17 protein-coding genes are annotated in these 26,138 nt (G+C 52.6%); 6 read left to right on the top strand and 11 right to left on the bottom strand.

Going from position 1 to position 26,138, the window contains the following annotated elements:
- Window positions 1–44: 44 nt before the first annotated feature.
- From GS398_RS07610 to GS398_RS07590, 5 genes are all read right to left on the bottom strand, one after another.
- A complete protein-coding gene (locus tag GS398_RS07610; protein ID WP_160906176.1) occupies window positions 45–2,219 on the bottom strand; it encodes an ATP-binding protein in 2,175 nt (724 codons plus the stop codon).
- Between the two features lie 129 nt (window positions 2,220–2,348).
- The gene (locus tag GS398_RS07605; protein ID WP_160906175.1) at window positions 2,349–5,663 is read right to left on the bottom strand and encodes a glycosyl hydrolase; all 3,315 of its coding nucleotides are present in this window, start codon (window positions 5,661–5,663) and stop codon (window positions 2,349–2,351) included.
- 46 nt (window positions 5,664–5,709) lie between these two features.
- Window positions 5,710–6,525, bottom strand: a complete 816-nt coding sequence (locus tag GS398_RS07600) for a rhamnogalacturonan acetylesterase (protein ID WP_160906174.1) — start codon at window positions 6,523–6,525, stop codon at window positions 5,710–5,712.
- Window positions 6,526–6,539: 14 nt separating this feature from the next.
- Window positions 6,540–7,865 carry an alpha/beta hydrolase family protein gene (locus tag GS398_RS07595; RefSeq protein WP_160906173.1) on the bottom strand — a complete coding sequence of 442 codons (1,326 nt, stop codon included), beginning with the start codon at window positions 7,863–7,865 and terminating at the stop codon, window positions 6,540–6,542.
- A gap of 219 nt (window positions 7,866–8,084) precedes the next feature.
- Window positions 8,085–10,628 carry a zinc-dependent metalloprotease gene (locus GS398_RS07590; RefSeq protein ID WP_237488129.1) on the bottom strand — a complete coding sequence of 848 codons (2,544 nt, stop codon included), beginning with the start codon at window positions 10,626–10,628 and terminating at the stop codon, window positions 8,085–8,087.
- Window positions 10,629–10,888: 260 nt separating this feature from the next.
- Between GS398_RS07590 and GS398_RS07585 the strand changes: the two genes are divergently transcribed.
- Window positions 10,889–12,643, top strand: coding sequence for an ABC transporter ATP-binding protein (locus GS398_RS07585; protein ID WP_160906172.1), 1,755 nt, complete (start codon window positions 10,889–10,891; stop codon window positions 12,641–12,643).
- Window positions 12,644–12,658: 15 nt separating this feature from the next.
- The gene (locus tag GS398_RS07580) at window positions 12,659–14,422 is read left to right on the top strand and encodes an ABC transporter ATP-binding protein (protein ID WP_160906171.1); all 1,764 of its coding nucleotides are present in this window, start codon (window positions 12,659–12,661) and stop codon (window positions 14,420–14,422) included.
- Here GS398_RS07580 and GS398_RS07575 read toward each other — a convergent pair whose 3' ends face one another.
- The gene (locus GS398_RS07575; RefSeq protein ID WP_160906170.1) at window positions 14,423–14,752 is read right to left on the bottom strand and encodes a hypothetical protein; all 330 of its coding nucleotides are present in this window, start codon (window positions 14,750–14,752) and stop codon (window positions 14,423–14,425) included.
- Between the two features lie 117 nt (window positions 14,753–14,869).
- On the opposite strand from GS398_RS07575, the gene GS398_RS07570 reads away from it, so the two are divergent.
- Both GS398_RS07570 and GS398_RS07565 read left to right on the top strand, forming a co-directional pair.
- Window positions 14,870–15,127 (top strand): DUF4342 domain-containing protein, encoded by a 258-nt coding sequence (locus GS398_RS07570; RefSeq protein WP_160906169.1) that lies wholly within the window; start codon window positions 14,870–14,872, stop codon window positions 15,125–15,127.
- On the top strand, window positions 15,128–15,955 hold the full coding sequence (locus GS398_RS07565) for an MOSC domain-containing protein (RefSeq protein ID WP_160906168.1): 828 nt from the start codon (window positions 15,128–15,130) through the stop codon (window positions 15,953–15,955).
- Here GS398_RS07565 and GS398_RS07560 read toward each other — a convergent pair.
- The gene (locus GS398_RS07560; RefSeq protein WP_160906167.1) at window positions 15,939–18,581 is read right to left on the bottom strand and encodes a DUF7133 domain-containing protein; all 2,643 of its coding nucleotides are present in this window, start codon (window positions 18,579–18,581) and stop codon (window positions 15,939–15,941) included. The two genes, GS398_RS07565 and GS398_RS07560, sit on opposite strands and share 17 nt — an antisense overlap.
- A gap of 519 nt (window positions 18,582–19,100) precedes the next feature.
- Here GS398_RS07560 and GS398_RS07555 point away from each other — a divergent pair.
- Window positions 19,101–19,370 (top strand): SWIM zinc finger family protein, encoded by a 270-nt coding sequence (locus GS398_RS07555; protein ID WP_160906166.1) that lies wholly within the window; start codon window positions 19,101–19,103, stop codon window positions 19,368–19,370.
- Here the strand turns inward: GS398_RS07555 and GS398_RS07550 are convergent.
- The gene (locus GS398_RS07550; RefSeq protein WP_160906165.1) at window positions 19,367–19,816 is read right to left on the bottom strand and encodes a KTSC domain-containing protein; all 450 of its coding nucleotides are present in this window, start codon (window positions 19,814–19,816) and stop codon (window positions 19,367–19,369) included. The genes GS398_RS07555 and GS398_RS07550 overlap by 4 nt on opposite strands.
- A 178-nt stretch (window positions 19,817–19,994) precedes the next feature.
- On the opposite strand from GS398_RS07550, the gene GS398_RS07545 reads away from it, so the two are divergent.
- Window positions 19,995–20,840 carry an oxidoreductase gene (locus tag GS398_RS07545; RefSeq protein ID WP_160906164.1) on the top strand — a complete coding sequence of 282 codons (846 nt, stop codon included), beginning with the start codon at window positions 19,995–19,997 and terminating at the stop codon, window positions 20,838–20,840.
- Window positions 20,841–20,867: 27 nt separating this feature from the next.
- Here GS398_RS07545 and GS398_RS07540 read toward each other — a convergent pair whose 3' ends face one another.
- Genes GS398_RS07540 through dinB form a run of 3 tightly spaced genes read right to left on the bottom strand, consistent with a single transcriptional unit; the run spans window position 20,868 to window position 26,090 of the window.
- Window positions 20,868–21,953 (bottom strand): alginate lyase family protein, encoded by a 1,086-nt coding sequence (locus GS398_RS07540; protein ID WP_160906163.1) that lies wholly within the window; start codon window positions 21,951–21,953, stop codon window positions 20,868–20,870.
- 29 nt (window positions 21,954–21,982) lie between these two features.
- Window positions 21,983–24,913, bottom strand: coding sequence for a DNA polymerase III subunit alpha (locus tag GS398_RS07535; RefSeq protein WP_160906162.1), 2,931 nt, complete (start codon window positions 24,911–24,913; stop codon window positions 21,983–21,985).
- Window positions 24,903–26,090, bottom strand: coding sequence for a DNA polymerase IV (dinB, locus tag GS398_RS07530; protein ID WP_160906161.1), 1,188 nt, complete (start codon window positions 26,088–26,090; stop codon window positions 24,903–24,905). Before dinB ends, GS398_RS07535 begins: the two co-directional genes overlap by 11 nt.
- Window positions 26,091–26,138 lie beyond the last annotated feature (48 nt).

Raw genomic sequence — 26,138 nt, 5'->3', positions numbered from 1 at the left:
TGAGAAGGTATCAATAACGTGTTCACAATCCTAAACATACTAAATTATTCCCGTTCGGGCCCTATAAACGTGGTGGAAAACCATTTATCGACGTTCAGGGCGATCTTTTCCACCAGGTTTTTTTCGAGGAAAGGCTTGAGTGCCACATCATTTATCCCGGCGGCTATATATTTATCATGATCCTCCTTTAATACGTTAGCGGTGAGTGCCACGATGGGGATGCCGGATTTGGACTTGTCGCTAAGCTGCCTGATCTCTTTTGCCAGCTCGATCCCGGTCATTTCAGGCATCTGGATATCGGTTAATACCAGGTCGTAATGGTTCATTTTGCAAAGCTCTAACGCTTCCATGCCATTGTAAGCTACGTCATACGTCATGTTCCACTTCTTCAGGATGGTCTTAGCGAGCAATACGTTCAGTTTGTTGTCCTCGGCCAGGAGGATGTGACGCCCTTTTAATTGTTCTGTCAGGTCAATCGACGCAATGTCGCGACCTGCTTCACATGCCGCTTCGTCACACCGCTCGTACGGGATATGGAAACTGAAGGTCGATCCGTTACCAGGCTCGCTTTGCACGTGGATATGCCCGTTTTGCAGCTCCACGATCTTCTTACAGATGGCAAGGCCTAAGCCGGTCCCTTTGATGGCTTCGCTTTGCGCGGAATTTACCTGCGAAAACTCGTTAAAGATATTCGGCAGGTCCTCTTTTGAGATCCCGATGCCGGTATCTTTCACTTTTACATGCAGGACGATGGAGTCGTCGCTGGCCAGGCTGTTCCAGGCATGGAGATACACTTCGCCCTGCGCGGTGAACTTGATGGCATTGCTGATCAGGTTCACCATTACTTGCTTTAACCTGAAAGCGTCGCCGGTAACGCAGAGCTGGGGTTCTAACTTCAGCTCGCTGCGCAATGCGATACCTTTTTTTTCAGCAAGGATACTCATGCTCCGTGAAACGCCCTCGATCACTTCCACCAGTTTAAATGGCGAATTATCAAGGTTCATCTTACCGGTTTCATACTTGGAGAAGTCGAGGATCTGGTTCACTACCTCAAGCAGCATATCCGAAGAGTGCCGGATAGCGGTCACCTGTTCTGACTGGTTGGCGGTTAATCGTCCCTGGTCGAGCTGTTCGGCAAAGCCGATGATCGAATTCAGCGGTGTGCGGATCTCGTGGCTCATACTTGCCAGGAAGCTGCTTTTCGCGGTAGCGTACTTGCGGGCATTTTCGCTGTACAATATCAGGGCTTTCTCGTTGTTAAAGATCTTCCAGATGTTATAAAGCAGGGTGGTTACCAACGTCACCAGCAGCCCGATATTAAGCAGCGAAAGCTGCGTAAAGTCGGAAAATACCGTCATGATGGTACCCCGCAGTTGTTGTTTGCTTTCCCATAAATAATTCTGTTCCAAGCTCTTGTAGGTTCTCAGGATATTTATGATCTCGCCGATGATGGTAGAGTTGATAAACAGTATCTCCCGCTCGTTCCTCCGCAGGCTGGTGTTGGCTTTGTATATTTTACGGTAGTAGGTGCGGTAGGGCTGGATGACGGGTTTCGGGATCATCAGCGTTTCGGCTTTGGAAGTTTCGATCTCCTGCCGCACAAGCACAGGCTGGCTGCCGGCGAGCGGTTTTTTAGAAAAGGCCTCGGCCAGCCTGCCTAACAGACGCCGTTTTTTTTGCGGCACATGGTCGGCCGTGATCGTATCGATCCGCACTGTGCTTTTCACTTCCCGCAACAGCAGATAACTTACTTTATTGTTTTTACGGGTCAGCGAAACGCCAATCGATTCGGAATTACCGATCAGGCTGTCTGTAAGATGTCTTAACCGGATGTAATCGTTGGTTTTAGTGGTCTTCTTATCCATCAGCAGCCGGATCCTTTCGGAAGACGCGGTAAACAGCTGTTGATTTTCGGGCTTTATCCTGCTCAGTAAGTGGGATACATGGTTTATTTCATCCAGGAATTGCGAAAGGTACTTCTTGTCTGCCGTAACACTAAACAGCCGGCTGTCGTTGTCGGCGGTATACAGGGCGAGGATGCAGCTGTCGATAAGCGCCGAATTTTCCCGGACAAACACCAACCGGTCTATATCCTGGCGAAGTTTCTGTGCCCGCGTATAGTGAAGATAGAGGTAAAATGATCCGATAAACAAAAATGCAATCAGCGAAACAACCAGGCCGTAGCGTAATACGGGAATTTTGTAGGCAGTCTTTATCATGCACGTCAGGAAAAGGTAGCGTTTGTATTTTCCTAACGCGATAGAAACCAAAAGGTTCTATAATAAAGATGAATTAGCGGTAAAAAGTGAACAAAATGAACAGATCCCGTTAAACTCGGGCGCTCCTGCCTACCAGTCTTCCCGCAGCAACCTCACGGGGCCCATTAAACCAGCCGGCGGCGGACCGGTAGTTACTGCCCGTCCGCCGCCGCCAAACGGTGGCGGACCCGGGGAAAGGATCTTTTGATCGGCAGGCAGCGCCATGTCGCCCGCGATCCGGTTGGTCCACTTATTGGTCACTTTTACTTCCACGGTGTTCTTCCCGGGTTTCAGGAAGCCGCCGATCAGGGTGCGGTAAGGGGCATGCCACAGTGTGTCGGTCACGTGTCCGTTCACAGATACTACGGCCAGGTCGCCTACTTTCCCCAGGTCGAGCCACAAGGCGCTGCCCCTGGTCCATTTTTTCTTTAAGTCGATTACCTTGGTATAGGTGGCCGTTCCGGAGAAGAATTTGATGCCCGGGTCCTCATGCATGGTCCATGATTGAAGGCTGTCGACTTGCATGGCTGCATCCGTAGCTCCCCAGCCTTTCGGAAAAGCAAGCTGCCAGGGACCGCCGACCGTGGTAACCAGCGACCCTGTTTTACGGACAACCGTACGGAAGGGGGCCGTGGCCTTCCCGTTGAAGACCACGTACACCGACTCACCGGGCAACAGCCGCAAGTTCACGGCCGTAAGCTTATCCATCAGGCGATACGACGCCGGTTCGCTGCTGCCGTCGGTGGCATGCCAAAGCTCAGGCTGTTTACCGCTTACGCGGAATTTTACGTCGAGGTCCTGTATTTCGCCGGTGCGGTTAACCAGCAGGTAAATGTCGGTATCGCCGTCGATACGGTGAATAAATGACACCTCGGCAATCGACCGGTGATTATCCACATCGGGTGGTACGCCGGCGTTCATCAATACCTTTTGCAGCGGCTGGTTCCAGTAGATCTTCCCGTTCCCGTAGGTTTTCACCGTGCGGCTGGCTCCATTCACATCGCCCCATACTTCGCTGCCGATCTCACGCAGCTCGTCGTCCGATGCCGGGAAGGCTGTTAATCCGGGTACCTTTACGGGCTTCGGGCCTACCACGACGGCGCCGGCTTGTACCAGTTGCCTGATCTTACGGGCTACGGGCAGGCTCATTTCCTGTGTCTCCGGCAGCACGAGCACCGAATAAGTAAGCCCGTCAGGAAGTACCAGTTTCCCATCCGGCCCGCCGGATACCCGGCTAAGCAGTGCATCGGCGTTGATGTAGTCAAAAGAGTATCCTTCCGGCGTGGCCGGCTGAATGCCCGGTCCCCAGAATGGCATGGTGGAGGGCGCACCCTCGTTCAGCAGGTAAAGAATATCGGCGGCATACCTGCCCCGCTGCAGCATATATGCGTTTCGCGACAAGTAGGTCATAAACGGCTTCGCCAGCTCTGCCCAGGTGATGTTGCGGTTAATATGCGTTCCCACCATCGTGTTACCGGGTTTGCTATCCAGCGGCTGATGGGCGGAAGTATGAAATACCAGCCTGTTCACTCCCTGTGTAAACCAGTAGTCGGCGATGGATTTCAGCCTGGCCGGCGATTCGTAATTCCCCCCGGTAAATGCCTCGGCCGCAACCAATCCTTTGCCATATACGTGTGATGCGGAGGCAGCTCCCCTCACATCCTCGTAATACATGGACGAAGGATGAAGGTCCCTTACCCAGAACTCCCCCATCGGGATGTCGACATATTTCTTGTTTAGCAGTGCATCTTCGATCGATTCCAGCGATACGCCGCCTGCTTCGCTATAGGTTTTTACACCCTGCTTGTTCAGGTAACTGGTTACGGTACCGTAGTGATTCTCCGCGATCAGGTCAACCAGCGTTCTCCTGAAATCCCACAGGAAGCGGTCGCTCATCTCCCCGCTTTCTACTACCCGGCCCGTAAGCGCGGGCAGGTATGGCAGGATCGCGTAGGCGCGGCGCTTCATAAACTCTTCCGGCATTTTATCGGTCCAGTTCTGGATGCCGGCTTCCCAGCTATCCATCACCATGTATTGCATACTTTTGCCGTACAAAGGTCCAAGTGCCTTGACCAGGGGCGAGGTGTAACCGTTCATGTATTCGGTCACATATTCCTTATCCATCTTATCTACTTCGTAACCGAGGGCGGCAGGCACTGCGGGACGGTTCTTAGCACCGGTTAATGCATAACCAAGGCGGAGGATGGTCCAGTTGCCGGCCGGGGCATTCCAGCGCAGCGTTCCATCTGCGGCCATTAAGGATGTGAGATCAATCACGTCCTCTTTCCTGATCACGGATGTGCGGGGATAATCGGGCGTAGCCGTTCCATCATATTCGAACAGGAAATTGAACCCTGCCTTATCTTCCCAGCGATTTACCCGCGCACCCGTCACCAGGCGAAGCTCGGTAAGTCGGTAAGCGGTATCGGCAAGCGTGGTCGCCTCCGAGATCACATCTGCAGGCCGTACCGGTGCGTTGGTCATCTCGAACCGGAAATACCTGGCCGTTACCTCCGGGAAAGCATAGGTGCGAATGTTTCCGCCGCGGTAGCCAGACTTCCCGGGAGTAGTGGTGAGTGTTTTAAAGTTCACGCCGTCGGCGCTAGCCTGTACGCGGCCAAAAGGGATCCCCGTCCTTCCCGCAATGGTGATCGCCTTCGCTTTGAAAGGCAGATCATAGGTCCAGCTGATCACGGCCTTTTTTGTCGACGGGTCGGCAGGAACGGAGATCCCTGTAGATAAGTCTTCATCTGCGAGGCTTACGAAATGTACTGCGCCCCGCGAAGTGCTCGCCTTCACATTACCCGCGGTTCCGGCAAGCTCAGCGGCGGGCGTACGGTAGGCCACCACTGCATAATCCTTATAATATCCATTCGGGCGGTTCCCGTTCCGGAGGAGTGGTCCCGCTCCCTCCGCCGATGGCGGCTGCGATAGTTTTTCAGTCAGCGTCTTACCGCCTTCCAGTTGTGTTTCGCTCCAAACCAGTTTCTTCATGGCCATTTCAGGTTTTACCCATGGGCCGCCGGTGAGGCTCCATCCACCGGAAGTGAACATGGCCATTTCCAGCCCGAGCCGGTCTGCCTCGGCGGCCGCGTGTTTTACGGCATCGAGCCATTCCGGGGTGCCAAACACCAGTTTCTTTTCAACCGTTTGTCCGCCACCGGAGGCCACATCCCCCAACTGCATTCCCTGTATGCCGACGCGTTTCATCCACTCGAAATCTTTCGTGATGCCTTCTTTAGTTACGTTACTGTTTGCCCAATGCCACCAAACACGCGGCCGGGCGGCCGGCGGCGGGTTCTTAAATTCTTTACTAAGCTGATTCTCCTGGGCAAAGAGATTGATCCCTGGATAGATCAATGAAATTAACAAGCCCATAGCGGGCAAAAACCGGCGGTTGCTCATAGGGAATTATGGTCGGGAGCTAATTGGTCGTTCGTTTCCCCCGGCGCTACAGGCGGGGATCTTTGCTTGGCGCGTAGGTCCACGTCTGCATAGCTGCCGGCGTTTTTAGCAGGTATTCTTTCAGCGGGTTGTTTTGCAGGTTCCGGAGCCCATATACTACCAGCATCGCACTCATCTTGGCGCCTCCCGCGATGGTATGCACCGGGTCTTTATCGAAGTAGGTGCCCTGTACGTGTTGCTGCCCTACCTGGTCGTAATGATCGGCGACAAGAGTGTTCAGGTCGATAAAAGCCACGCCTTCCTGCACTGCGGCCTGCTTTGCCCACTCGCCGTGACTATGGTCGTCGCGATTCACTTTGCCGTCCGTCCAGCGGTTACGCGGTACCAGGGAGCATACGATCGGGGTAGCGCCCTTTTCCTTCGCTTCGCGGATGAACTTCCGCATATTCCAACCGAAGGAATGAATAACTTCCATTTCCGCGGTCTTCGGGTTAAGCGCGTGGATGGTATCTTCGCCATTTCCTTTTACCGAGGTCTTCCCGTTGTCGTTATGGCCAAACTGCATTATCACGATATCGCCGGGCTTCAGTTCTGCCAGTACCTTGTTCCAGAGCCCGCCTGTTACATAACTGCGGCTGCTGGTTCCGCCAAGGGCGCGGTTCTGAACGGAGATCCGCGTGGTGTCTAACAGGTTATGCAGGAAACTTCCCCACCCCCATAAACCGCCCCCGCCGTTCCCGAGCGTTCCGTTGCGCACGGTAGAATCACCTATCAGGAAAAGTGTGGGTTTAGGTTTCTGCGCAATAAAGGCAGAACCGGTGATCATCAACAGGAAAAGAATAATGAGGCGGGCTTTTTTCATGCGGCAAGTATGTATTATAAAAATTTCTTTAAGTACGTCACAAAGAGGCCCCAATCAGCAGGGATCGGTCCATGTCCGCCGATGTGTTCGTAGTAGCCGAGTGTGTTCAGCAGCAGGCTTTGGTCCGCCGGAGGCGGCATGATCGTGGTTCCGGGTCCTGTTTTCCCGAACAGCTTAAACACGGGCTCAGCGGCTACGGCCGCGAGAAACTCGCCTTTGGGGTCCGACCAGCCATCGTCATCACCCGTTTGCAGCAATACCGGTCTGGGCGCCATCAGGGCAACGAGCATATGTGCATCGATCGGTGAGGTGGCGGGATCGGCCGCATATTTGGCGCGATTGCCCGCGAACTGGTAATCGTAGCGGGTGGGCGCCACCATATGAGCGATGGTCTCCCCGTAATTCCTGCGGCTCAGCGCAGCGCCCCCTTCCCCGGAAGCACTGGCTATGACCAGGGCAATGCGCGGGTCCTTCGCCCCAGCCCATAATGCTGTTTTTCCCAACCGGGAAGAACCGTGAATGGCGACACGTTTGGCATCCACCTGTTTATCTGTTACGAGATAATCCATGATGCAGCTGATGCCCCATGACCAAGCCGCAATGGCGCCCCACTCGTCGGGGGCAGGTTTTGTTTCCCCGGCTTTAAGGTATTTCCCACGAATGCCCCAGGTAGCGGCATTGAGCGCGTCGGGCTCGAGATCCGTGTAGCAAACCGTGGCAACGGCAAAACCCTCCGAAAGGAACTTGTCCACCGCCAGTCTGCCGAAACCTGGCCGGGCCGCCACCGGAACCCGCTTGCCTTCCTTGCTCCACGACAGCGATGGCTTTATCCCGGGATCGTTCACTGCCGCGGAGTTGGCCGAGAAATTCACTTCCATAAATAAGGGCGAAGGTTTTGAAGCGCCAACAGGGAAGTAAATAAGCAGCTCGACTTTATGTTTCGAAGTGTCCTGGTCGAAATAGAGGGTAACCTGTCTGCGGATGGCCGTGCCGTTCAGCGCGGGCGTGCCCTTGTCGAATACCTCCCAGCGCAGTGCGGCCGGTTTTGCAGGAGCCTTACCAAACTGCTCGGTTTCGTAAAGCGCAATCAGCTCCGGTCTTCTTTTATTGGTCCACGTTTTAGCGTCGGTTACCTTTTTCCCGTTTTTAAGGGTCAGTACATCCGGAAGTGTATAGGCGCCTGCTTTGGCATCGTCATAGTTGACCGGGATCCCGGCAACTTCGGCGGCAGGTGCACGGCGGGTGACTTGTTGCGAAGGCGTCTGTTGCCTAGCGAGCACAGGTGAACTCAATAATAACAACGCGAAAACGGCGTTTCTGGGGGCGGTAATCAGTGTCATACAATTGGTTAGCAGGTAACCAAAACTAACATATCGTCCGCACGATACCATCCTGCACCGACCTGTATACTAGCTAACAATCCGGATACATTACGGGCGTTTTGTCACATCTCCCGACAAACGAACACGGAGGACCGTTGGCCCTCCGTGTTTATTAATAAGTTTTGTTGTAATGTGATAATAACCGGTATGACACGTATTCCGGGGCAATAACCGGTATTAATTCAGGATGTCATCGTTCAGGAAGTCCATTCCGGGCATACCGATCGGTGCGCCCGGGGGCATCACCTGCGGCGCCGTCGGCTGGAACTTGCCGGGCGATTGTTTAAACTCTTCGATCTGCGATAAGCCGAACATCATATTTGCCTTTTGCTTGGGCGATGCGCCGGCCATGGCCGAGGTCATCCACTGCCTTAGCTCTTCGACTTTAAGCATCGATTCACCGCGTACGTTTTCTGCCGCATCGGTGTTAGCGGCCAGTTGGAGCAGGAACTTAAGTGTAAGGTTATTCACCATGGTCTGTAGTTCCCCTTTATATCCTGTTACCGGGGTCGCTTTCCATGTTTGTGCGATCAGTTTGTCGGCAACGGCCATAAAACCCGGCTGTTTGGCATCACGGGCGTTGTATTCGATCAGGCGCGCCGCTCTCGCCGGGTTCAGGATCGAGGAGATGGTTTCGTTCGCCGCGCTTTCCGCCGTAGCGATCGGGTCGAACGTGGGGCCGGTATAACCCGAAAACGTCTCCGTCGAAGCCGGGAAACCGGTAGGCCGCGGCGGGATCTTCGAGATCAGCGCATCAGGCAACGCCAGCGCATCCGGCGAAACGGTGGCCATCAGCGCGTCGAATGCACGCCATTGCTGCACAGGATCAACCATTTTGGTAGGCGCCTGGCCGTCGTTCTTTACTGCATGGGTGAAGTACAGGCCGCCGATCGATTTCGCTACCGCTTCGATCTGGTATCGGTGCAGCAGGTACATCGGTACCAGTACTTCTTCGAGCGTAGCCATTGGCGCACCTGCAACGATCGCTTTTTCTGAGAAATTGTCCAGCACCTGCCGGCGAACCTTCATCAGTTTATCCAGTTCATCGATCGGGTTGGCGCCGTCGTCCCACTGGTGAGATGCAGGATGCACGTACCCGCCGATATCCGGGATATATTGGAAACCCATTTTTATGGTTTCGTCCATGATCTTATCAAGGGCGGCGTTCTCGTCTGTTCCTTTCGGAAATACGGAATATCCCCACATTACGGCACGCTTATCCCATTCGCCGATCCCCTTCGCATAGGCGTTAGAGAGGTCGATGGTACCATCAGCTTTAAGCGCGATCCTTGGGAACGGGTAATCCATCACCGATGCACGGTCTTTCGGACTGGCTGCAAAATTATGAGTAAACCCAAGCGTATGTCCGATCTCGTGGGCCGACAGCTGGCGGATCCTGGCAAGTGCCATTTCCTCCATGATCTTCGGTACAGGCTTGCCGTCAATATACGGCTGAAGCAAGCCTTCGGCGATCATGTAATCCTGGCGGTGACGGTCTGACCCCAGCGTAACCACGCCCTTAATGATCTCCCCCGTACGCGGATCGCTGTATGATGAACCGTACGAAAATGCCCGCGGGCTTCCGGCACGGGTGATCCAGTTCACCACGTTATAACGGATATCCATCGGGTCGGCACCTTCGGGAAGCTCTTTTACCTGGAACGCGTTCTTAAATCCGGCAGCTTCAAATGCCTCGTTCCAGAAGGCGCCGCCTTCGATAAGCGCTTTTTTGATAGGGGCCGGTGCTCCCCTGTCGATATAGTAAACGATCGGTTTTACGGCTTCGCTCACTTTCGCGTTCGGGTCTTTCTTTTCGAGCCGGTGACGACGGGTGAACCGCTTTACCTGGGGCTCGTTCATCGGCGCCGAGAAATCTGTATAGCTGAACGAGTTAAAGCTGGTACGCGGATCAAACTTGCGCTGCTTAAAATTGCCATCGGGGAGTTCCACGAACGATTGGTGCATGCGGATGGTCACCGCCGAAGGATCCGGCGCAAGACCGCCGCCACCAAATCCGCGTCCGCCGCCACCGCCGCCTGTAAATGTAAGCATGGCCTCGAACTCGGTGTTCTTAGGAAAATTCTTAGTGGTAGGAAGATAAACGGCAGAACGCGTATCATCCACCCGGTAAGCACCGCCTGCGCCGCCTGCGGCATTGCCCCTGCCTCCCGGTCCCCCGGAAGTAGCGGGTGCACCCAGCCGGGCGCCGATGCCCAATGCGTCGCGAACAATAAATGGCGTAAGATCGACCAGGACTTTTTCACCTTCTATTGCGACCGGCGAAAATCCCCAGATCACCGATTTGGCAAAAGAGCCTTCAACGGTTTTTACCTCGTCGGGGTTGCCGTTACCGGCACGATAAGACAAGTTTGGTTCTACCAGGAAAAGCTTAGGGCCCATCTTCACAAACCGGGCCACATCGGCAGATGCCTGGCCACGTTCTGCGTTCCTGCCTGCGCCATCCGTCAGCGAGCTGAAGTACAGGAAATCCTGGTCGAACTTATCTACTTCCAGCAGGATCTTCCCGGTTTTCTCATCATAATAAAAGTTGAAATAACCCTCGAACTTTTTAAAGCCCTGCGTAACCGCGGCGATGCTGGCGGCCGGTCCGGCAACGGCGCCCGCCGGTCGTCCCCCGCCCCCGCCTGCGGGAAAATTCTGCGCCAATGCCGTTGAACCTGCGGCAAGCAATACCATAGAGGCAAGTAAATAAGATTTCATATAACTTAGTTTATTGTGAAAAGGTGTAAAGGGATCGTTTTACGATTTCGCTAATAAGCAAATATAATTTTTACAATTTAATAACAAATATCACTGACTTTTATCTTTTTCGTTACAAGCTATCATTGTTTTGTTATATTCTACGTCGCAATGGTGAGGTTTGATCACCAGCCGGCCATTTATCCGCGAAAGCGGGGATAAACATTCTTTAAAGGCATCCTTTTAAAATATTCCGTTACTTTGCTCGTCGTATACCTAACATGCAGTCTCCCAAATCTCCGCAAGGCGGTGCGAAGCCACCCGGACTTTCAAGCCTTTTAAAACCCTATGTTGGTGTAATATCCCTGCTCCTGCTGTTTGCCCTTGTGAGCAATGGCATTAACCTGTGGCTGCCTAAGATCATTGCGGGCGGTATCGACGACTACGCTAAACAGCGATTCGTGTTTACACGGGTGATCCGGCAATTTTCGGCAGCAGTACTGCTGGTCTTTGTTTTCGGCTACCTGCAAAGTATTATCCAGACGTACGCTTCGGAGAAAGTGGCGCGTGATCTGCGGCAGCGCCTTTCGGATAAAATTTCCAAACAGAGTTACGCCTTTATCGAGAAAGCCAACCCGTCGAAGTTACTCACTAACCTTACGGCCGACGTCGATTCGATCAAGCTTTTCGTATCACAGGCGCTGGTGTCTATCGTATCGTCGCTTTTCATCATCGTCGGGGGAAGTATTTTGCTCCTTACCATCAACTGGAAACTGGGGCTGGCTATCATCGCGATCATCCCCATCATCGGGGGTACGTTCTTTTACGTTTTAAAGAATGTCCGCGCATTATTCATCAAGAGCCGCGGCGTTATCGATCAGCTGAATAAAGTCATTAACGAGAGCATCCTGGGATCGGCGCTTATCCGTGTCATTAACTCGCAGCAGCTTGAATACGATAAATTCCTGAGGGCCAATACGGAGGCAAAAAACTACGGCTTACGGATCCTTGGCTTTTTCGCCGGGCTGATCCCGATCGTCACTTTTACTGCCAACCTGGCGGCACTTACCATCCTGGTGATGGGCGGCCATTTCGTGATCAGCGGAACGATGACGCTGGGTAACTACGCAGCCTTCAGCAGTTACCTCTCGCTGATCATCTTTCCTATTTTTATTCTCGGTTTTATGAGCAACCTGATCGCGCAGGCCACCGCTTCCTTCCAGCGCATCAGCATGGTGCTCAATGCACCGGAGAATACCGGCGCGGGGAAGCGAAAAGAGGTCCTTCGCGGCGATATCGTGCTGACAGACGTTTCGGTGATCTACGACCAGAAACCCGTGTTAAAAGACCTCTCCTTATCGGTGCCGGCGGGCTCGAAGATCGCCGTGATCGGTCCTACGGCCGCAGGTAAAACGCAGCTGCTATTCCTGCTCACCAACCTGATCCGTCCCTCATCCGGCGAGATACTGTTCGACGGACATGCCATAACCGAATATGACAGCGATTCATTCCATAGCCAGGTGGGCTTCGTGTTCCAGGACAGCATCATTTTTAACATGAGCATTCGGGAAAACATCGCCTTTAGCGATACCATCACGGATGAATCCCTGGCCAAAGCCATCGAAACCGCCGAGCTCACCGGCTTTATCGAAAGTTTGCCTGACGGTTTAAGCACCATCGTCTCCGAACGCGGATCGAGCCTCTCCGGCGGACAAAAACAACGCATCATGCTGGCACGGGCGCTTGCAATTAACCCGAAAGTATTGCTGCTTGATGATTTTACCGCCCGTGTAGACCAGGAGACGGAACGAAAGATCCTGGACAATATCCAGCGTAACTACCCCGGGCTTACGCTGCTTTCGGTTACACAAAAGATCGCGTCGGTAGCGCACTATGACCAGATCGTGTTGCTGATGCAGGGCGAGATCGTGGCCAGCGGCGTGCACGAAGACCTGTTAAGAACGAGCACCGAATACGTCCAGATCCTCGACTCACAGCAAAGTACCAGTAACTATGAACCCGGCATCGCCCGCTAACCTACCGATCCATACATGAATTACAACCTCAATAAGCTGGGCGCGGCGCAACAGAAAACATCTACGCTCGCGGGAGTCAAAAAGCTGCTGCAGCTTATCGCACACGAAAAACGCATCCTGTTTTTTGCGCTGGCAGCCATTTTGGTTAACTCCACGCTGAGCCTGCTCATCCCGCTGATCATCGGCCATACCATTGACAGCTATGTACAGCAAAAGAATTTCACAGGTGTGCTGCACAACGCTGCGATATTGCTTTGCATGTTCCTTGCCGCACTCTTTACAAGTTATATGCAAACAACGCTGATGGGCGGTGTTGGTCAGCGCATGCTGTTTACGTTGCGGAACTCGATATTTAACAAGCTCCAGCAATTGCCTGTCGGTTTTTTTAACCAGAACAAGGCAGGGGACCTGATCTCGCGCGTTAACAACGATACGGATAAACTGAACCAGTTCTTCTCGCAGTCGCTGATGCAGTTTATCGGCAACATTTCCATCATGATCGGAGCCGGGATCTTCCTGCTGATCATCAATACCAGACTCGGTGCGGCCACCCTGGTCCCCGCGGTACTGATCTTGCTGCTTACACTGGCGCTTTCTCCCTGGATCAAGAGAAAAAACGCGCTAAACCTGAAAAGTACCGGTAATATGAGCGCCGAGATCCAGGAAAGCCTGAATAATTTTAAAGTGATCATCGCCTTTAACCGCCGCGATTATTTCAGGAAACGCTTTGATGCCGCCAACCGCGAAAATTACCGCACCGCCATTGGCTCAGGGCTTGCCAATAACGTGTTCGTCCCCGTTTATGGTTTCTTCGCCAGCGTGGCGCAATTGATCGTACTGGCGTTCGGGATCTACTTAATCACGATAGGTGAATTTTCTATCGGTCTTCTGATCAGTTACTTATCCTACGCCAATAATTTTTACAACCCGCTCAGGCAGTTGGCGGCACTGTGGACCAACTTCCAGGTGGCGATGGCCGGTTGGGACCGTATCTCGCAAATACTTTCCCTGGAACCGGATCTTCCGCAACTACCCGCAGCCACACCCGAAACGGGAGCGCCGCTGCTGGAGTTCCGTAACGTACATTTTGGCTATGACGAAAACCGGGAGATCCTCCATAATATCAGCTTTAAGCTTGAACGCGGCAAAACATATGCGTTGGTGGGCCCTACCGGCGGTGGGAAAACCACTACGGCTTCGCTTATTGCACGATTGTATGATCCGTCGAAAGGACAAGTCTTATTAAACGGAACAGACATACGCACTTACTCGCCCGCAGCACGAAGCCACGAGATCGGGTTTATTTTACAAGAACCGTTCCTGTTTACCGGGACCGTGAAAGATAACATCCTGTACGGGAACAACCGCTACGAGGACCTTAGCAACAAGGAGTTGGAACAGGTGATCCTGGATGCAGGGCTTGGAAGCCTGCTCGCCATTTTCGAAAGCGGGCTCGACACCAAAGTAGCATCGGGTGGCGACAGCATTAGTCTCGGCCAGAAACAACTCATCGCCTTTATGCGCGCGGTATTGCGGGACCCCAGCCTGCTGATCCTTGATGAAGCCACAGCGAACATCGACACCATTACCGAGAAACTGTTGGGTGAGATCCTCGGCAAACTTCCTGAAACCACTACGCGGGTGATCATCGCACACCGGCTAAACACGATCGAAAATGCCGATGAGATCTTTTTTGTGAACTCCGGGGAAGTGATCCGCGCGGGATCACTAAATGACGCGATAGACCTGCTGCTGAAACAAAAAAGACAAAGCAGCTGACTAACCCACTACAGGTTTCCCGTTTAATTTCTTCCAGATGGTAAACGCCCCGTAAGAAAGCACGCTGGCGATGAACACGTAGATCCACACCGAAATGTTCTCACCGGCGATGATCAGGTATAAGTAAGGAAGGCTGAAGCTCAGGAAAGCCAGCGCAAGGATGATCATGAAAGGCTTTTGTGCACGGAAGCATTTAATGGTCCAACCCAGCAGCGAAAAGAAAAAGACCTTGCTGGTTAAATACAGGCCACCGAAAACAAAGGGGTTTACATTATGGTCTTCGCCGAGGTCCAGGAGCCATTCTTTAAGAAAGATGAAATATTCCGTCATTGCAGGTAGGTGATAATGCAGACAAAGATAAGGTACTTTTGGTAACAAACCAGTTTCAATCGACTCTAAATCACGGTAGCCGGTTATTTCACCCGGTACGATTATAATCCGAACAACATGAAAATCAACAAAGAAACCTTTGCCGTAGCCGGCGAAAATCTTTTAAAGAAGATCAAAGAGCTTATCGAAGAAGGCAATGTCCGTAAGATCACGGTGAGCGATAAATCAGGGAAAGAGCTGATGAACTTCCCGCTGAACGTTGGCCTGGCAGGCGTGATCTTTGCCCCTGTATTGGCCGCCGTTGGCGCGATGGCAGCCCTCATCGGCGATTGCACCATCACGGTGGAACGCGAGGTAACTGATACGAAAGAGTAGATGCTGCGTATTTCCGACATTTTTCTCTACCCCGTTAAATCTACCTACCGGTTAAGCGTTACCGAAAGTGCCGTATTGCCGGAGGGATTGGCTTATGACAGGCGCTGGGCGATTATCGACCGTGATCATACCGTGCTTACCGCCCGCGAGTACCCGGCAATGCTTGGCATACGTACCAGGCTGTCAGGCCACGCGCTTGAAATAAGTACCCCCGATGGCGCCGGTATTTCGGTTACGCTTAATCCTCCGCCGGAAGAATTGGTACCGGCGACTTTATTTAGCAATGAAGTGAGCGGGATCCGGGTTGGCTCTCTTGCCGATCAGCTGATCTCGGATCACCTGGGAACCGATTGCCGCCTGATTTTTATGGACGATACCCGTGGCCGCATTATCCCGCCGAAATACAATGCGCGTGCAACAGATAAAGTAAGTTATGCCGACACCTCTCCTGTTATGATCCTCTCTGAAGAGTCGGTAGCCGAGCTGAACGGGAAGCTGGCACAACCGGTATCTGTTCATCATTTCCGTCCGAACGTGGTTGTTAGCGGTTGCCTGCCCCAGGAAGAAGAGTCCTGGAAACTAGTGCGTATCGGCGATGTGATACTTGAGGCGAACGAAACCTGCAAGCGCTGCGTATTTACCCTGATCGACCCGGAAACACACCAGAAACGCGCGGATAAAGAACCGCTGAAAACGCTCGCGGCGTATAAAAAACATCCCCGGGGCGGTGTAAGCTTTGGCATTACACTGGTCCCGAGGAGTGCCGGTACGATCAGGCGCGGCGACCGGATCGAAATACTGGAAACGGCTGCTACTTTTTCTGGTTAGAAAGGTAGGTGATCAATCCCGCAAATTCTTCATAAGAGAGTGCGTTGGCTAACCCCACCGGCATCATGGAGGTCTCCATTTCCTTCCGGGTGATGATATCCGCCGTTTTAACCACGGTAACCTGGCCTGTGATATCCCTCATAGAGATCTTATCGGCTGATTCAGCGGTCACAAATCCCATTACGCTTTTATTGCCCTTAAGGGTGACCAATACCGTGGCAAACCCTTGCGAAATGGAGGCGTTCGGTTTCAGGATCGATTCGGCGATCTGCTCGCGGTTCATGATCGAGCCGATCTGGCCCATAAAGGGCCCTTTTAACGTTTCACCTTTATTAATACTGTGACAAGCCACACATCCCTGGCGCAGGAACACCGCCTTGCCAATCAACGGGTCGCCAGGGATCTTAGCCATGGCAAGCATCACATCTTCGATCGAAGAAGCACCAACCTGTCCCTTCTTGTTCTTAATGGCTTCGAGGTCGACCTTCGGTTCTTCCCTGGCTACCACGGCCGTTTCGCCGCCAAATTCGTTGATCTCCATCTGGAACTTATCGTTCAGGTCGGCGAAAAACAACTTCTCGGTCGCATTACTGGCGGTAAACACACCCATCAGCACCGTTTTTATGGCAGGCGACAGCTCCCAGGTAACGGCATTATAATATGGACCGTGTCCATCGGGACGAGTGCTCCACCAGTATTGTCCTTCGTAAGGCGCTTCTTTTTTATAGAGGCGTGCCAGGGTGGTAAGTAACTGGTTTTTCAATGCAGGATCGCTTGTTTTTGCATAGGCGGCGATCAGGCCATTCACCGCTACCGGGTCGTGCATATAGCGCAAGGCCCATAAGGCGATGGTCGAGCTTTCAGTACCGATCGCTCTCACGCAGGCGTCGGAAGCCCCCAGGCTTACCAGTGCGCGCACCGCGAGATGTGCCGGGATCATGGCCGAATTAGGTGTGGCATGCGGTCCTTCCACGTTCTTTGGAGGCGCCACGAAAGAAGAAGGAACTTTTATTTTCAGTAATGCAGGAATGGCTTCCGGGCGCCCTAAGCGTCCCAACCCGATGATCGCCGTTGTTTGTACACGTGGCGATGCATCATCCAGGCCGGCTATAAAGGGTTCCAGCGGCACCGAAGCCAAATGCTCTTTACGGTCGGTAAGTGCCCGCAGGGCGAACTCACGGACCATCGCATCTTCGGTTAATTTAACCAGGTTAGCAATGCCGCTTGCGCCGGCTGCCTGGGTATAAGTAAAGATCCCTGCGGCACGTACTTCCAGCGGCAGTTTGCTGTCGGCCGCGATCTTCCAGGTGATCTTTGATACATCAGCTGCATCGCGTGTAAGCATTTCCTGTTGCGCGCTGAGACGGGCTACGGCGCTCGCCGATTTCAGCATTTCTGCCAATTTCTTCACCGAAGCTTTTTTCGGGTCGGCAAAAGGTTTATACTTCCACCCTTTGGGGATCACCCGTACGATAAATCCCTTGCTGGGGCTGCCGGAATAACCCGCACCATCCCAGGCCGACATAAACATCCGGCCTGAACCATCCACGTCAAGATCGGTGATCTGCGGAAGTTTGATAAATGTTTCATCCTTTTGCGTGAAGCTCGCACCATCGGGGGTCACCCGGTGCAGGTACAGGAAGCTGTTGCCCCAGTCGGCCATCATGGGTACATGGTTGTACTTTTCCGGCCAGGTAGGTTCGTTCATGTAAAAAGATCCGGTGCCCGAACCTCCGCCAACATCCACCAGGCCGGGCAGGATCTCTTCCGTAAAATGCTTAAATAACAGCGGGTAACCATATTCCCCCGATTGGATGTGATGACTGAAGCGAATGTTCCAGCCGCCGCCGTCGTTGGTATTGTCGCGGGTAAAAATGTTCATAAAAGGATCGATGGCCACATCGTAAATGTTACGGGTACCGTGGGTGTACAGCTCCATGCCGGTACCGTCAGGCCTCACGCGCACTATCCCGCCACCCAGCATGGTCATCTTCTTCCCGGAGCGGTCGACGGCATTGGAAAAGCCGAAATCGCCGCAGGCAATGTAGATCCAGCCATCGATCCCCATCCGGATACCGTTGGTGGCGTGGTCGGTGCCGCGGCTCTGGATGAACTTCGGCGAGCTGATATTCTGGATCAATGGCTTAGGCTCGCCATCTGCCAGGCCATCGTTGTTCTTATCTTCAAATACCACCAGGTCCATACCGGTAGCGATTCCCGTTTGTTTGGAAAAGGTGGTGTGCAGCACATACACCTTATCGCCTATCGGCAGGATGCCCCGCGGGTTATCTACCATGGCAAAAACGGAACTTTTATCTGCTTTGCCGTCGTTGTCGTTGTCCGTAAGCTTTACGATACTTCCCTTTCCGGGCTTCTTACCGAGTGAGCCGATCTGGTCTACGCCTACAAACACTTCGCCGGTGGGCGATACCGCGATACAGGCAGGACTCGGCGTAAGGCTGGGTCCCGCGAAATAGGTAAGCTGCAGTTCATCCGGCCACTTAACGGCGCTGCTGAGCGAATCTACCCGCGGGGTATTTTCAGCCTGCCCCGTTTCGTGACGTTGTTTATCGGTTCCAACGAAAAAGAGCAGCAAAGAGAACAGGCTAAAAGCGATTTTGTACATATAATTAGGTTTTAAGCATGGCGCCGAAAGGTGGTTTCCGGGCGGCTAAATATAAATCTTTTCGTAAACTTATCGCATGGATGTACAACATCAGGAACAACCCGCCTGGACTTTTTGGGAGAAATTGCTATTCAGGTTTGTTTTCCTGTTTTTTATTCTGGTCGCCGTGCGCTTGCGTTAACATTCTTTGACTCGCCCGCCCGGGTGGCAATTCCATGGATTGCAAAACATATACTGCATCTCTCCCCCGCGAAATCACGACTTTTACCAATGGGAGCGGCGACACCACGTACGATTATGTGTACCTGGCAGTAATCTCTTCGTGACCATAACAGGCTGCGTGGTATTGTCCATTGCCGACAGGAGAAAAAGTCACTACACAACCGGGCATATTTCTCACACACAGGAGCAATGGCAGGATTCGCATCAGTCCATTGCCTGATGATGTGCTCTTTTCAAACCTGGTTAAAGATTATTTTCAAAGAAACGCTATTTTACCCCTAAACCAATATCGCTACCATGAAACTCACCGACTTTGAACAATACCTTACACCGTACCTGCTCGAAAAGGGTTACGATTATTTTACCGGGGGAATGGTGACCTCGCTCCGGGAAACGGACGGGGGAACCTGGCTGGCGGAAGTTACCGGTTCGGCCGCTTACCAGGTCAGGATCCAGCTCACCGCAGGAAGGATCACCGGGGCGATCTGTAATTGCCCGCATAAAGTGGAACATTGCAAACACATCGTTGCAGCCATCTATGCGGTCAGGACAGCCGTGAACGCCTAAGCTGATGCGACGAGTTTATTTACGCTCCTGTAAACAAAGGAGTTGTAAATATGGCGGCGTGCAAAACGCCCCGGGGAGTCGGCATTGATGAACTTGATATACACGGCACGCGGCACGTCGAAATATTCGTATTCACTGCCATCCAGGAACGTAATGGTAAGCACCTGTCCTTTATAATCGTAATCCGCAATGTTTGAAGTAGTGGTGGTAGCGGTATATTCCGCCAGCGACTGGCTGCGTGTTTCGGGCGCAATGCTCACCAGGAAGTGATAAGCTTCGATGATCGTTTTGCTCTTTTCTTCCGCCTCCGTGCGGGCTTCCACACTTTCTGTAAACTTGTCGGGATGCCAGGTTTTCATTAAACTGCGGTACACGGTTTTTAATTCCTGCAACTCCGCCGATTCAGTTACGCCCAACAATTTGCGGTAATCTACTATCTTCTTCATACTTAATACTTTGCGCTATCACCGAAACTTGCTGGCAAGGGGCTGATAATTTCCGGCAAAGGTAAGACTTTTAGAGGGGAATAGCAAGGATACTGATATCATGGTCAGAGTTAAAACTGATCACTGACACCGATAACTCACAACTACCTGCTAACTTTGCAGCAAAGCAACAACTATCATGGCATCAGAACAAGTATGGTTTATTACCGGCTGCTCTACCGGGTTTGGCCGGGAGCTGGCAACAGAAGTGCTCAGCAAGGGCTATAAAGCGGCGGTGGCTGCGCGGAACACCGCGGATATAGCCGACATTATCAGTGCTTACCCGGACACGGCTTTCCCGGTGAAGCTCGACGTGACGAAAGCGGAAGAGATCGTATCTTCGGTAGAAGCTGTTCAAACTAAGTTTGGCCAAATCGACGTGCTCGTGAACAACGCCGGGATCGGCTACTTCGCGTCGCTGGAAGAAAGTGACGAGCACGAGGTCCGCAGGATGTTCGAGGTGAATGTGTTCGGACTGGCAAGTTTAACACAAAAGGTACTCCCTGCCATGCGGGCCCGGCGCAGCGGTCATATCCTGAATGTGGCTTCGATCGGAGGTTTGGTGGCGTTCCCCGGGATCAGCTTCTATAACGCGACCAAATTTGCGGTGGTGGGGCTTTCGGAATCGCTTTCCAAAGAAGTAGCGCCGCTGGGCATCAAGGTAACCGTGATCGCGCCAAGCGGTTTTCGCACCGACTGGGCGGGGCGTTCGGCCAACGAAACGCATAAAGGGATCGAAGACTACGATACCACTGCAGGGGCAAATATCCGTACCATCCGCGGCTATAGCGGCAAACAGCCGGGAGACCCGGTACGCGCGGCAAAAGCGATCATCGCCGCTGTCGAGTCGCCGGAGCCTCCCTTATACCTCCTGCTTGGTGCAAACGCCATGAAAGGAGGAAGGGCGAAATTAGAAGTGCTCAAAAAGGATTTTGATGCGTGGGAGGAAACTACCGTAGGAGCGGATTTTCCACCAGGGGAATAGCCTGCGGTTGCAGCTTCGGGATACGGGTTACCGCTTTACTTTAGCCAAAACGGATTGCCAGTCGGGGTAAGCTTCTTCGTTGGCATATCCTTTTTTGGCGATCGCGAAGAGTGCAGGATCAAAAAATGCGGCTTGTGAAAATACGCGTGCGCCATGATCGGGCTTAAAAAGAGCGCCGATCTTAAAGTTGGGCTCATTGTTGTTGGCCCTGGCGCGGTCGAAATCCGTTTTGCTGTTTACGAATTCTTCATGGGTTTTCTCACCGGTAACAAACGGTTCCAGGAACTTAACCGATCCCCTGATCGACGAGCCTGAGGCAGAGATAAAAGAATAATAGTCGGTTTCGCCGGCACGCTTCAGGGTAGTGACAAGCGAAAGCAGGGGCTCAAGCGAATAGACATGGTAGTGCAGCGCATCCCTGTCGTGGAAATCAAGCCCCGATCCATCCGCATACAGGTTCTTTTCGATATGTTTGGGTAGCTCGGCCAGTGCATATTGCTGGTATCGGCGATCGTTGACGGCATAACCGATCAGGCCGATAACCATTAACCGGTGTGAATTCCAATTGTTGCGGCCTGTTGCTCCCGTGCCGTTAAAGCGGGGATTATTGATCTCCGCATCCGCCATTTTACTGAACCAGGTGCTCACGATCCTGCGGTCGGCAGGCGTCAGCGCGTCTTTTACCAGGTCGAATGCTTCAAATACATGCTCGAACTTGGTATCGTTGATGGGGTTGCCGTTAGGCTGGTTCCGCTTGCCCCACGCAGTAAGAAACAGCGCCGCTTTATGCAGGTACTTTTTATCCCCGGTGATCCGGTACGCAAGTGCCAGGGCGTAGATCTTGTCGAGATCAAGCAGTGAGTAGGCGGTAACGATCTTTTTCGGATCGCTGGCCAGCCTGCCTTCAGAGAACACCGTGTCGGCAGGGTCCGGGGTGTCCGCAAGTGCGGCGTTAGCAGCTTTCTCATAACGGACATAACGGTTTTTAACACCCGGGTCATTTTTTACCAGCCGTTTTAACACGGATATTTCTTTTTTATTAAGGCTGATGACCTGGCCATTCGCAGAAAAGCCGGCAAGCAGAAAAAAAATAAAGAGGCGGATCGTCTTCATAATAATTGGCTTTCGGTCAAATATAAGTGTTAATACACGGCTTTCCGTCCCACTTTGCTCATCTCCGTCACTTCAACCGCATACACGCCAAAATCAGCGATCACCTTCCCCTTCATCCTGTAAAACCCGCTTCCCGAAAAGGGGTATGCGTTGATCGAAGCCGGCCAGTGGACCGTATCCATCCAGTCGCCGTGCGGATCCAGGAAGGTGCCAAAAACCATGTATTCATTCTTGCGGGTCCAGGACTCTTTGGTGATCACCAGCTCGCCGAGGAGGTTCACTTCCTTCCCTTCCAGCAACGGGAGTTCCCGCGCATATGAGAGCCCGGAAAGGTCGTCATCCACCAGGTCGAAGGAATTGCCGATAGTAAAACCGAGCAGCTCCAGCTCGTCCAGCGCATCCTCAAGGGGATATTTTTTGAACTCAGGCAGTGTAAATTCCATTTCAGGTTCATCGAACAACGCGGCCATCGCCGGCTGCGCTTTTAACCTGTGCTGTGTGAAATTGGCTTTCCACAGCAGTTCCTTCTTATGGATCCCGGTGAACCGAAGCGCCCCGGCCCTGATCAGGATATTCAGTAATTCCTGCCCCGGCTGTACACGCCCGATGAAATCCTGCAGCGTAAGATAAGCCCCGTGTGCTTCGCGTTCCTGCACGATCTTTTCCTTGAGCGTATCGGTAAGTTTTTCAATATGAATAAAGCCGGTAAAAACATCTTTACCGTTAATGGTAGTATACAAATGGCTCCGGTTCACGCACGGGCCATGCAGCGTTGCTCCGGTGCGCTTGAGCTCGTGGAAGTAAAAAGGCGTGCGGTAAAACCCTCCGAAGTTATTGATCACCCCTACCATAAACTCCATCGGGTAGTAGGTTTTAAGATAGAGGCTCTGGTAGCTTTCTACGGCAAAGCTCGCCGAATGCGCCTTGCTGAACGAAAAGCCCGCAAAACTTGCCATTTGCCGCCATACCTCGCGGATGGTGTGTTCGGGGTACCCTTGTTTCCGGCAATTGCCAAAGAACTTCAATTCGAGCTTGTCCATTTCCTCGCTGTCGCGGTACTTACCCGACATCGTTCTGCGCAATACGTCCGATTCCGCCATGTTCAATCCGCCGAAGTGGTGGCCCACCTTGATCACATCCTCCTGGTAAACCATGATCCCGTAAGTCTCTTTCAATAACTCTTCCATTTTGGGATGGAGGTACTTCACCTGGTCGCGATGATGGTAGTTATAGATATACTGCTTCATCATTCCAGATTGGGATACGCCCGGGCGGATGATCGAGCTCGCCGCTACCAGCGTGAGATAATCGCTGCATCTTAACTTCGTGAGCAGCTGGCGCATCGCCGGGCTCTCGATATAAAAACAACCGATGGTATTCCCGTTCCGGATATTGAAAGCAACCTTCTCATCCGTCATAAAGTCATCCACACGGGTAATGTCGATGCTGATTCCCCGGTTTTGCTTCACCAGCTGAATGGTATCCTTTATATGCCCCAACCCACGCTGACTTAGGATATCCAGCTTATGCAGCCCCACTTTTTCGGCAAGGAACATATCCACCTGTGAAGTAGCAAATCCCTTTGGCGGCATTTCAAGAGCCGTATACGTATAAATGGGCTCTTCGGATACCAGTATCCCGCCGGCATGAATGCTGTGGTAATTCGGGAAATTCTTCAGCAGCAGGCCGTATTTGAGCACTGCCCGGTGAAGACGGTCGTCGGGCACATTCCCTGGCCGTTGTGCGGCCAGCTGGTCGATCTCCGATTTAGGGAGCCCCACTACTTTACCTAGTTCGCGTATGGTAGCGCGGTACTTGAACTTGCTGTACATCCCCAGTAACGAAACCCGGTCATTGCCGTACCTGGTAAAAATATAGTCGATCACCTCATCCCGGTCCCGGTGACTAAAGTCAATATCAAAGTCCGGCGGGCTTACCCGGAACGTGTTCAGGAAACGTTCGAAATACAGGTCGAAACGGATCGGGTCGACGTCGGTAATGCCCATAAGATAAGCCACGATAGAATTCGCCCCGCTCCCGCGACCCACATAAAAGAAATTACGACTTCGGGCATACTGGATCACGTCGTTTACGATCAGGTAGCAGGCATTAAAATTCATCTTATTGATCACGTCCAGCTCCTTCTCGATGCGGTCTGTGATCTCCTTTGTTCGTTTAGGGTAGCGGCGGGAGATCCCGTCGTACGCCAGTTTCCTCAGTAAGCGCCGGTCATCTTCCGCAGATTCGCTAAACGTTTTTTTATTCTTATCGCTCTTCAGCTCCGTTTCGATGCCGCAGTCTTCGATCAGCCTGTTGGTACGGCAAATCATCGCCGCATATTCCCGGAACCGCGTGATCAGTTCGGTTTCCGGCAGGAAGCACTCTTCCGGTCCGGCTACGTCTTGCGGCATAAGCTTGGAACAGAGCGTATTCAGGTCGATGGCACGAAGCAGGCGATGGAGGTTAAACCGCTGTTTGTCCTGGAACGTAACGGGCTGCCTGATCACATATTTCTCCGGGTGGGCGGCCATCGGCAGGGTGATCAGTTTGTTGACCTCCGAGGGCTTCACCCCGATCAGGTCATTCTCCCCCAACTCGTCCGGCTGAAACCTGCCTAACGGATAGATCACATACACCGACCTATGCCCTTCAAACCGCCCCGGGAATGGCTGCCCGTTTTGTTTATATACGGAAATGAAACGGTTGATCACGGCAAACCCCACGGCGTTCCTGGCCAGCAGCACATAGCAGAGCGTATGGCCATTCCTTATTTCGCATCCAAGAATGGGCTTTACACCGTATTCGCGGCAGAAATCGACAAAATCCCACGCATCCGGCGATCCGTTAATATTTGTCAGCGCCATCGCCCGCACACCAAGTGCTGCCGCCTCTTTTACCAGCTCCTTCGTATCGTACGTTCCGTAGCGGTAGCTAAAATATGTTTTGCAGTTAACGTACATGCTGGTATTTAGGTGAACGTAAATGATCTGCGGTACCCCTGAATACCATATTTTCGCCAAAGCGTGTCCGGATATGGTCCATCGCCTGGTACAGGCGAACACTTTCATCGGTATCTGTAAACAGGTTGATCTGCTGCTGCCCGTAAACAAGATCGCTTACCCTCACGCCAAGCAGCCGTACCAGCAATCGCTTATCGTACAGTTTCCTGAAAAGATCTTTGGCTGCCTGCAGGATGTCGTTATCCGAAGCCGTATAAGGGATGGCTGCCTGGCGCGTATAGGTGTCGAAATTCGAATACCGGAGCTTAACCGTAACACACCCGCATAATTTCCGCTGGCTACGCAGCTGGTACACCACGTTCTCTACCATCCGTACCAACTCGCTATGCAGGTAATGCACATCGATGGTGTCATTGCCAAATGTTTCTTCCTTGCCGATACTTTTCTGTTCGGAATAAGGGATCACGGGCGACGTGTCGATCCCTTTCGCTTTTCTCGAGAGTTCGATGCCGCTTTTGCCGAATTTGCTTTCCATCATCGGCAAAGGGATCTCGCTGAGGATCCGGATCGTTTCTACGCCCATTTGTCTCAGCAAAGTCGATGTCTTCGCCCCGATGCCGGGCATCTTATCGATCTTCAGCGGCGCGAGATACGCACGCTCCATGCCGAAGCCGATGTCGATCTGCCCGTCGGGCTTTGCTTCATTCGTGCCGACCTTCGATATCAGCTTGTTGGAGGCGAGCGCATAGGAGATCGGCAGCCCCGTTTCTTTCATCACCTTTTGCTTCAGCTCAAGGGTGAACCTGCTGCAGCCAAAGAATTTATCCATCCCGGTAAGGTCCATGTAAAACTCGTCGATGCTCGCTTTTTCAAGCACCGGCACCTCTCCTTTTATGATCTCGGTCACCACCCGGGAATATTTGCTGTAGCTATCGTAATCCCCTTTAACGATCCGGGCCTCCGGGCAAAGACGCATCGCCAGCTTCATGGGCATCGCGCTGTGTACGCCGAATTTCCGGGCCTCGTAGCTGCATGCCGCAACCACGCCACGGTCGCTCGATCCTCCTATGAGGATCGGCTTATTTAAAAGATCGCTGTTATCCAACCGGGCAACACTGACAAAGAAACTGTCCAGGTCGAAATGGGCGATATGCCGATGGCTGTTTGAAGTGATCATGTGAGAAGCCGTTACATGGAATAAAATTACTAATAATATTAGCAATTA

This window comes from Hufsiella ginkgonis (assembly GCF_009834915.1).
Lineage (GTDB): Bacteria > Bacteroidota > Bacteroidia > Sphingobacteriales > Sphingobacteriaceae > Hufsiella > Hufsiella ginkgonis.
This window is presented reverse-complemented; position numbering and strand designations above follow the sequence as displayed.

Coding starts and splice junctions, on each gene's coding strand:
- GS398_RS07550 (WP_160906165.1), bottom strand. CDS start 19,816: ATGAAGAAGATAGTAGATTACCGCAAATTGTTGGGCGTAACTGAATCG.
- GS398_RS07595 (WP_160906173.1), bottom strand. CDS start 7,865: ATGACACTGATTACCGCCCCCAGAAACGCCGTTTTCGCGTTGTTATTA.
- GS398_RS07605 (WP_160906175.1), bottom strand. CDS start 5,663: ATGAGCAACCGCCGGTTTTTGCCCGCTATGGGCTTGTTAATTTCATTG.
- GS398_RS07555 (WP_160906166.1), top strand. CDS start 19,101: ATGAAACTCACCGACTTTGAACAATACCTTACACCGTACCTGCTCGAA.
- GS398_RS07580 (WP_160906171.1), top strand. CDS start 12,659: ATGAATTACAACCTCAATAAGCTGGGCGCGGCGCAACAGAAAACATCT.
- GS398_RS07610 (WP_160906176.1), bottom strand. CDS start 2,219: ATGATAAAGACTGCCTACAAAATTCCCGTATTACGCTACGGCCTGGTT.
- GS398_RS07540 (WP_160906163.1), bottom strand. CDS start 21,953: ATGAAGACGATCCGCCTCTTTATTTTTTTTCTGCTTGCCGGCTTTTCT.
- GS398_RS07545 (WP_160906164.1), top strand. CDS start 19,995: ATGGCATCAGAACAAGTATGGTTTATTACCGGCTGCTCTACCGGGTTT.
- GS398_RS07565 (WP_160906168.1), top strand. CDS start 15,128: ATGCTGCGTATTTCCGACATTTTTCTCTACCCCGTTAAATCTACCTAC.
- GS398_RS07535 (WP_160906162.1), bottom strand. CDS start 24,913: ATGTACGTTAACTGCAAAACATATTTTAGCTACCGCTACGGAACGTAC.
- GS398_RS07585 (WP_160906172.1), top strand. CDS start 10,889: ATGCAGTCTCCCAAATCTCCGCAAGGCGGTGCGAAGCCACCCGGACTT.
- GS398_RS07570 (WP_160906169.1), top strand. CDS start 14,870: ATGAAAATCAACAAAGAAACCTTTGCCGTAGCCGGCGAAAATCTTTTA.
- GS398_RS07575 (WP_160906170.1), bottom strand. CDS start 14,752: ATGACGGAATATTTCATCTTTCTTAAAGAATGGCTCCTGGACCTCGGC.
- GS398_RS07600 (WP_160906174.1), bottom strand. CDS start 6,525: ATGAAAAAAGCCCGCCTCATTATTCTTTTCCTGTTGATGATCACCGGT.
- dinB (WP_160906161.1), bottom strand. CDS start 26,090: ATGATCACTTCAAACAGCCATCGGCATATCGCCCATTTCGACCTGGAC.
- GS398_RS07560 (WP_160906167.1), bottom strand. CDS start 18,581: ATGTACAAAATCGCTTTTAGCCTGTTCTCTTTGCTGCTCTTTTTCGTT.
- GS398_RS07590 (WP_237488129.1), bottom strand. CDS start 10,628: ATGAAATCTTATTTACTTGCCTCTATGGTATTGCTTGCCGCAGGTTCA.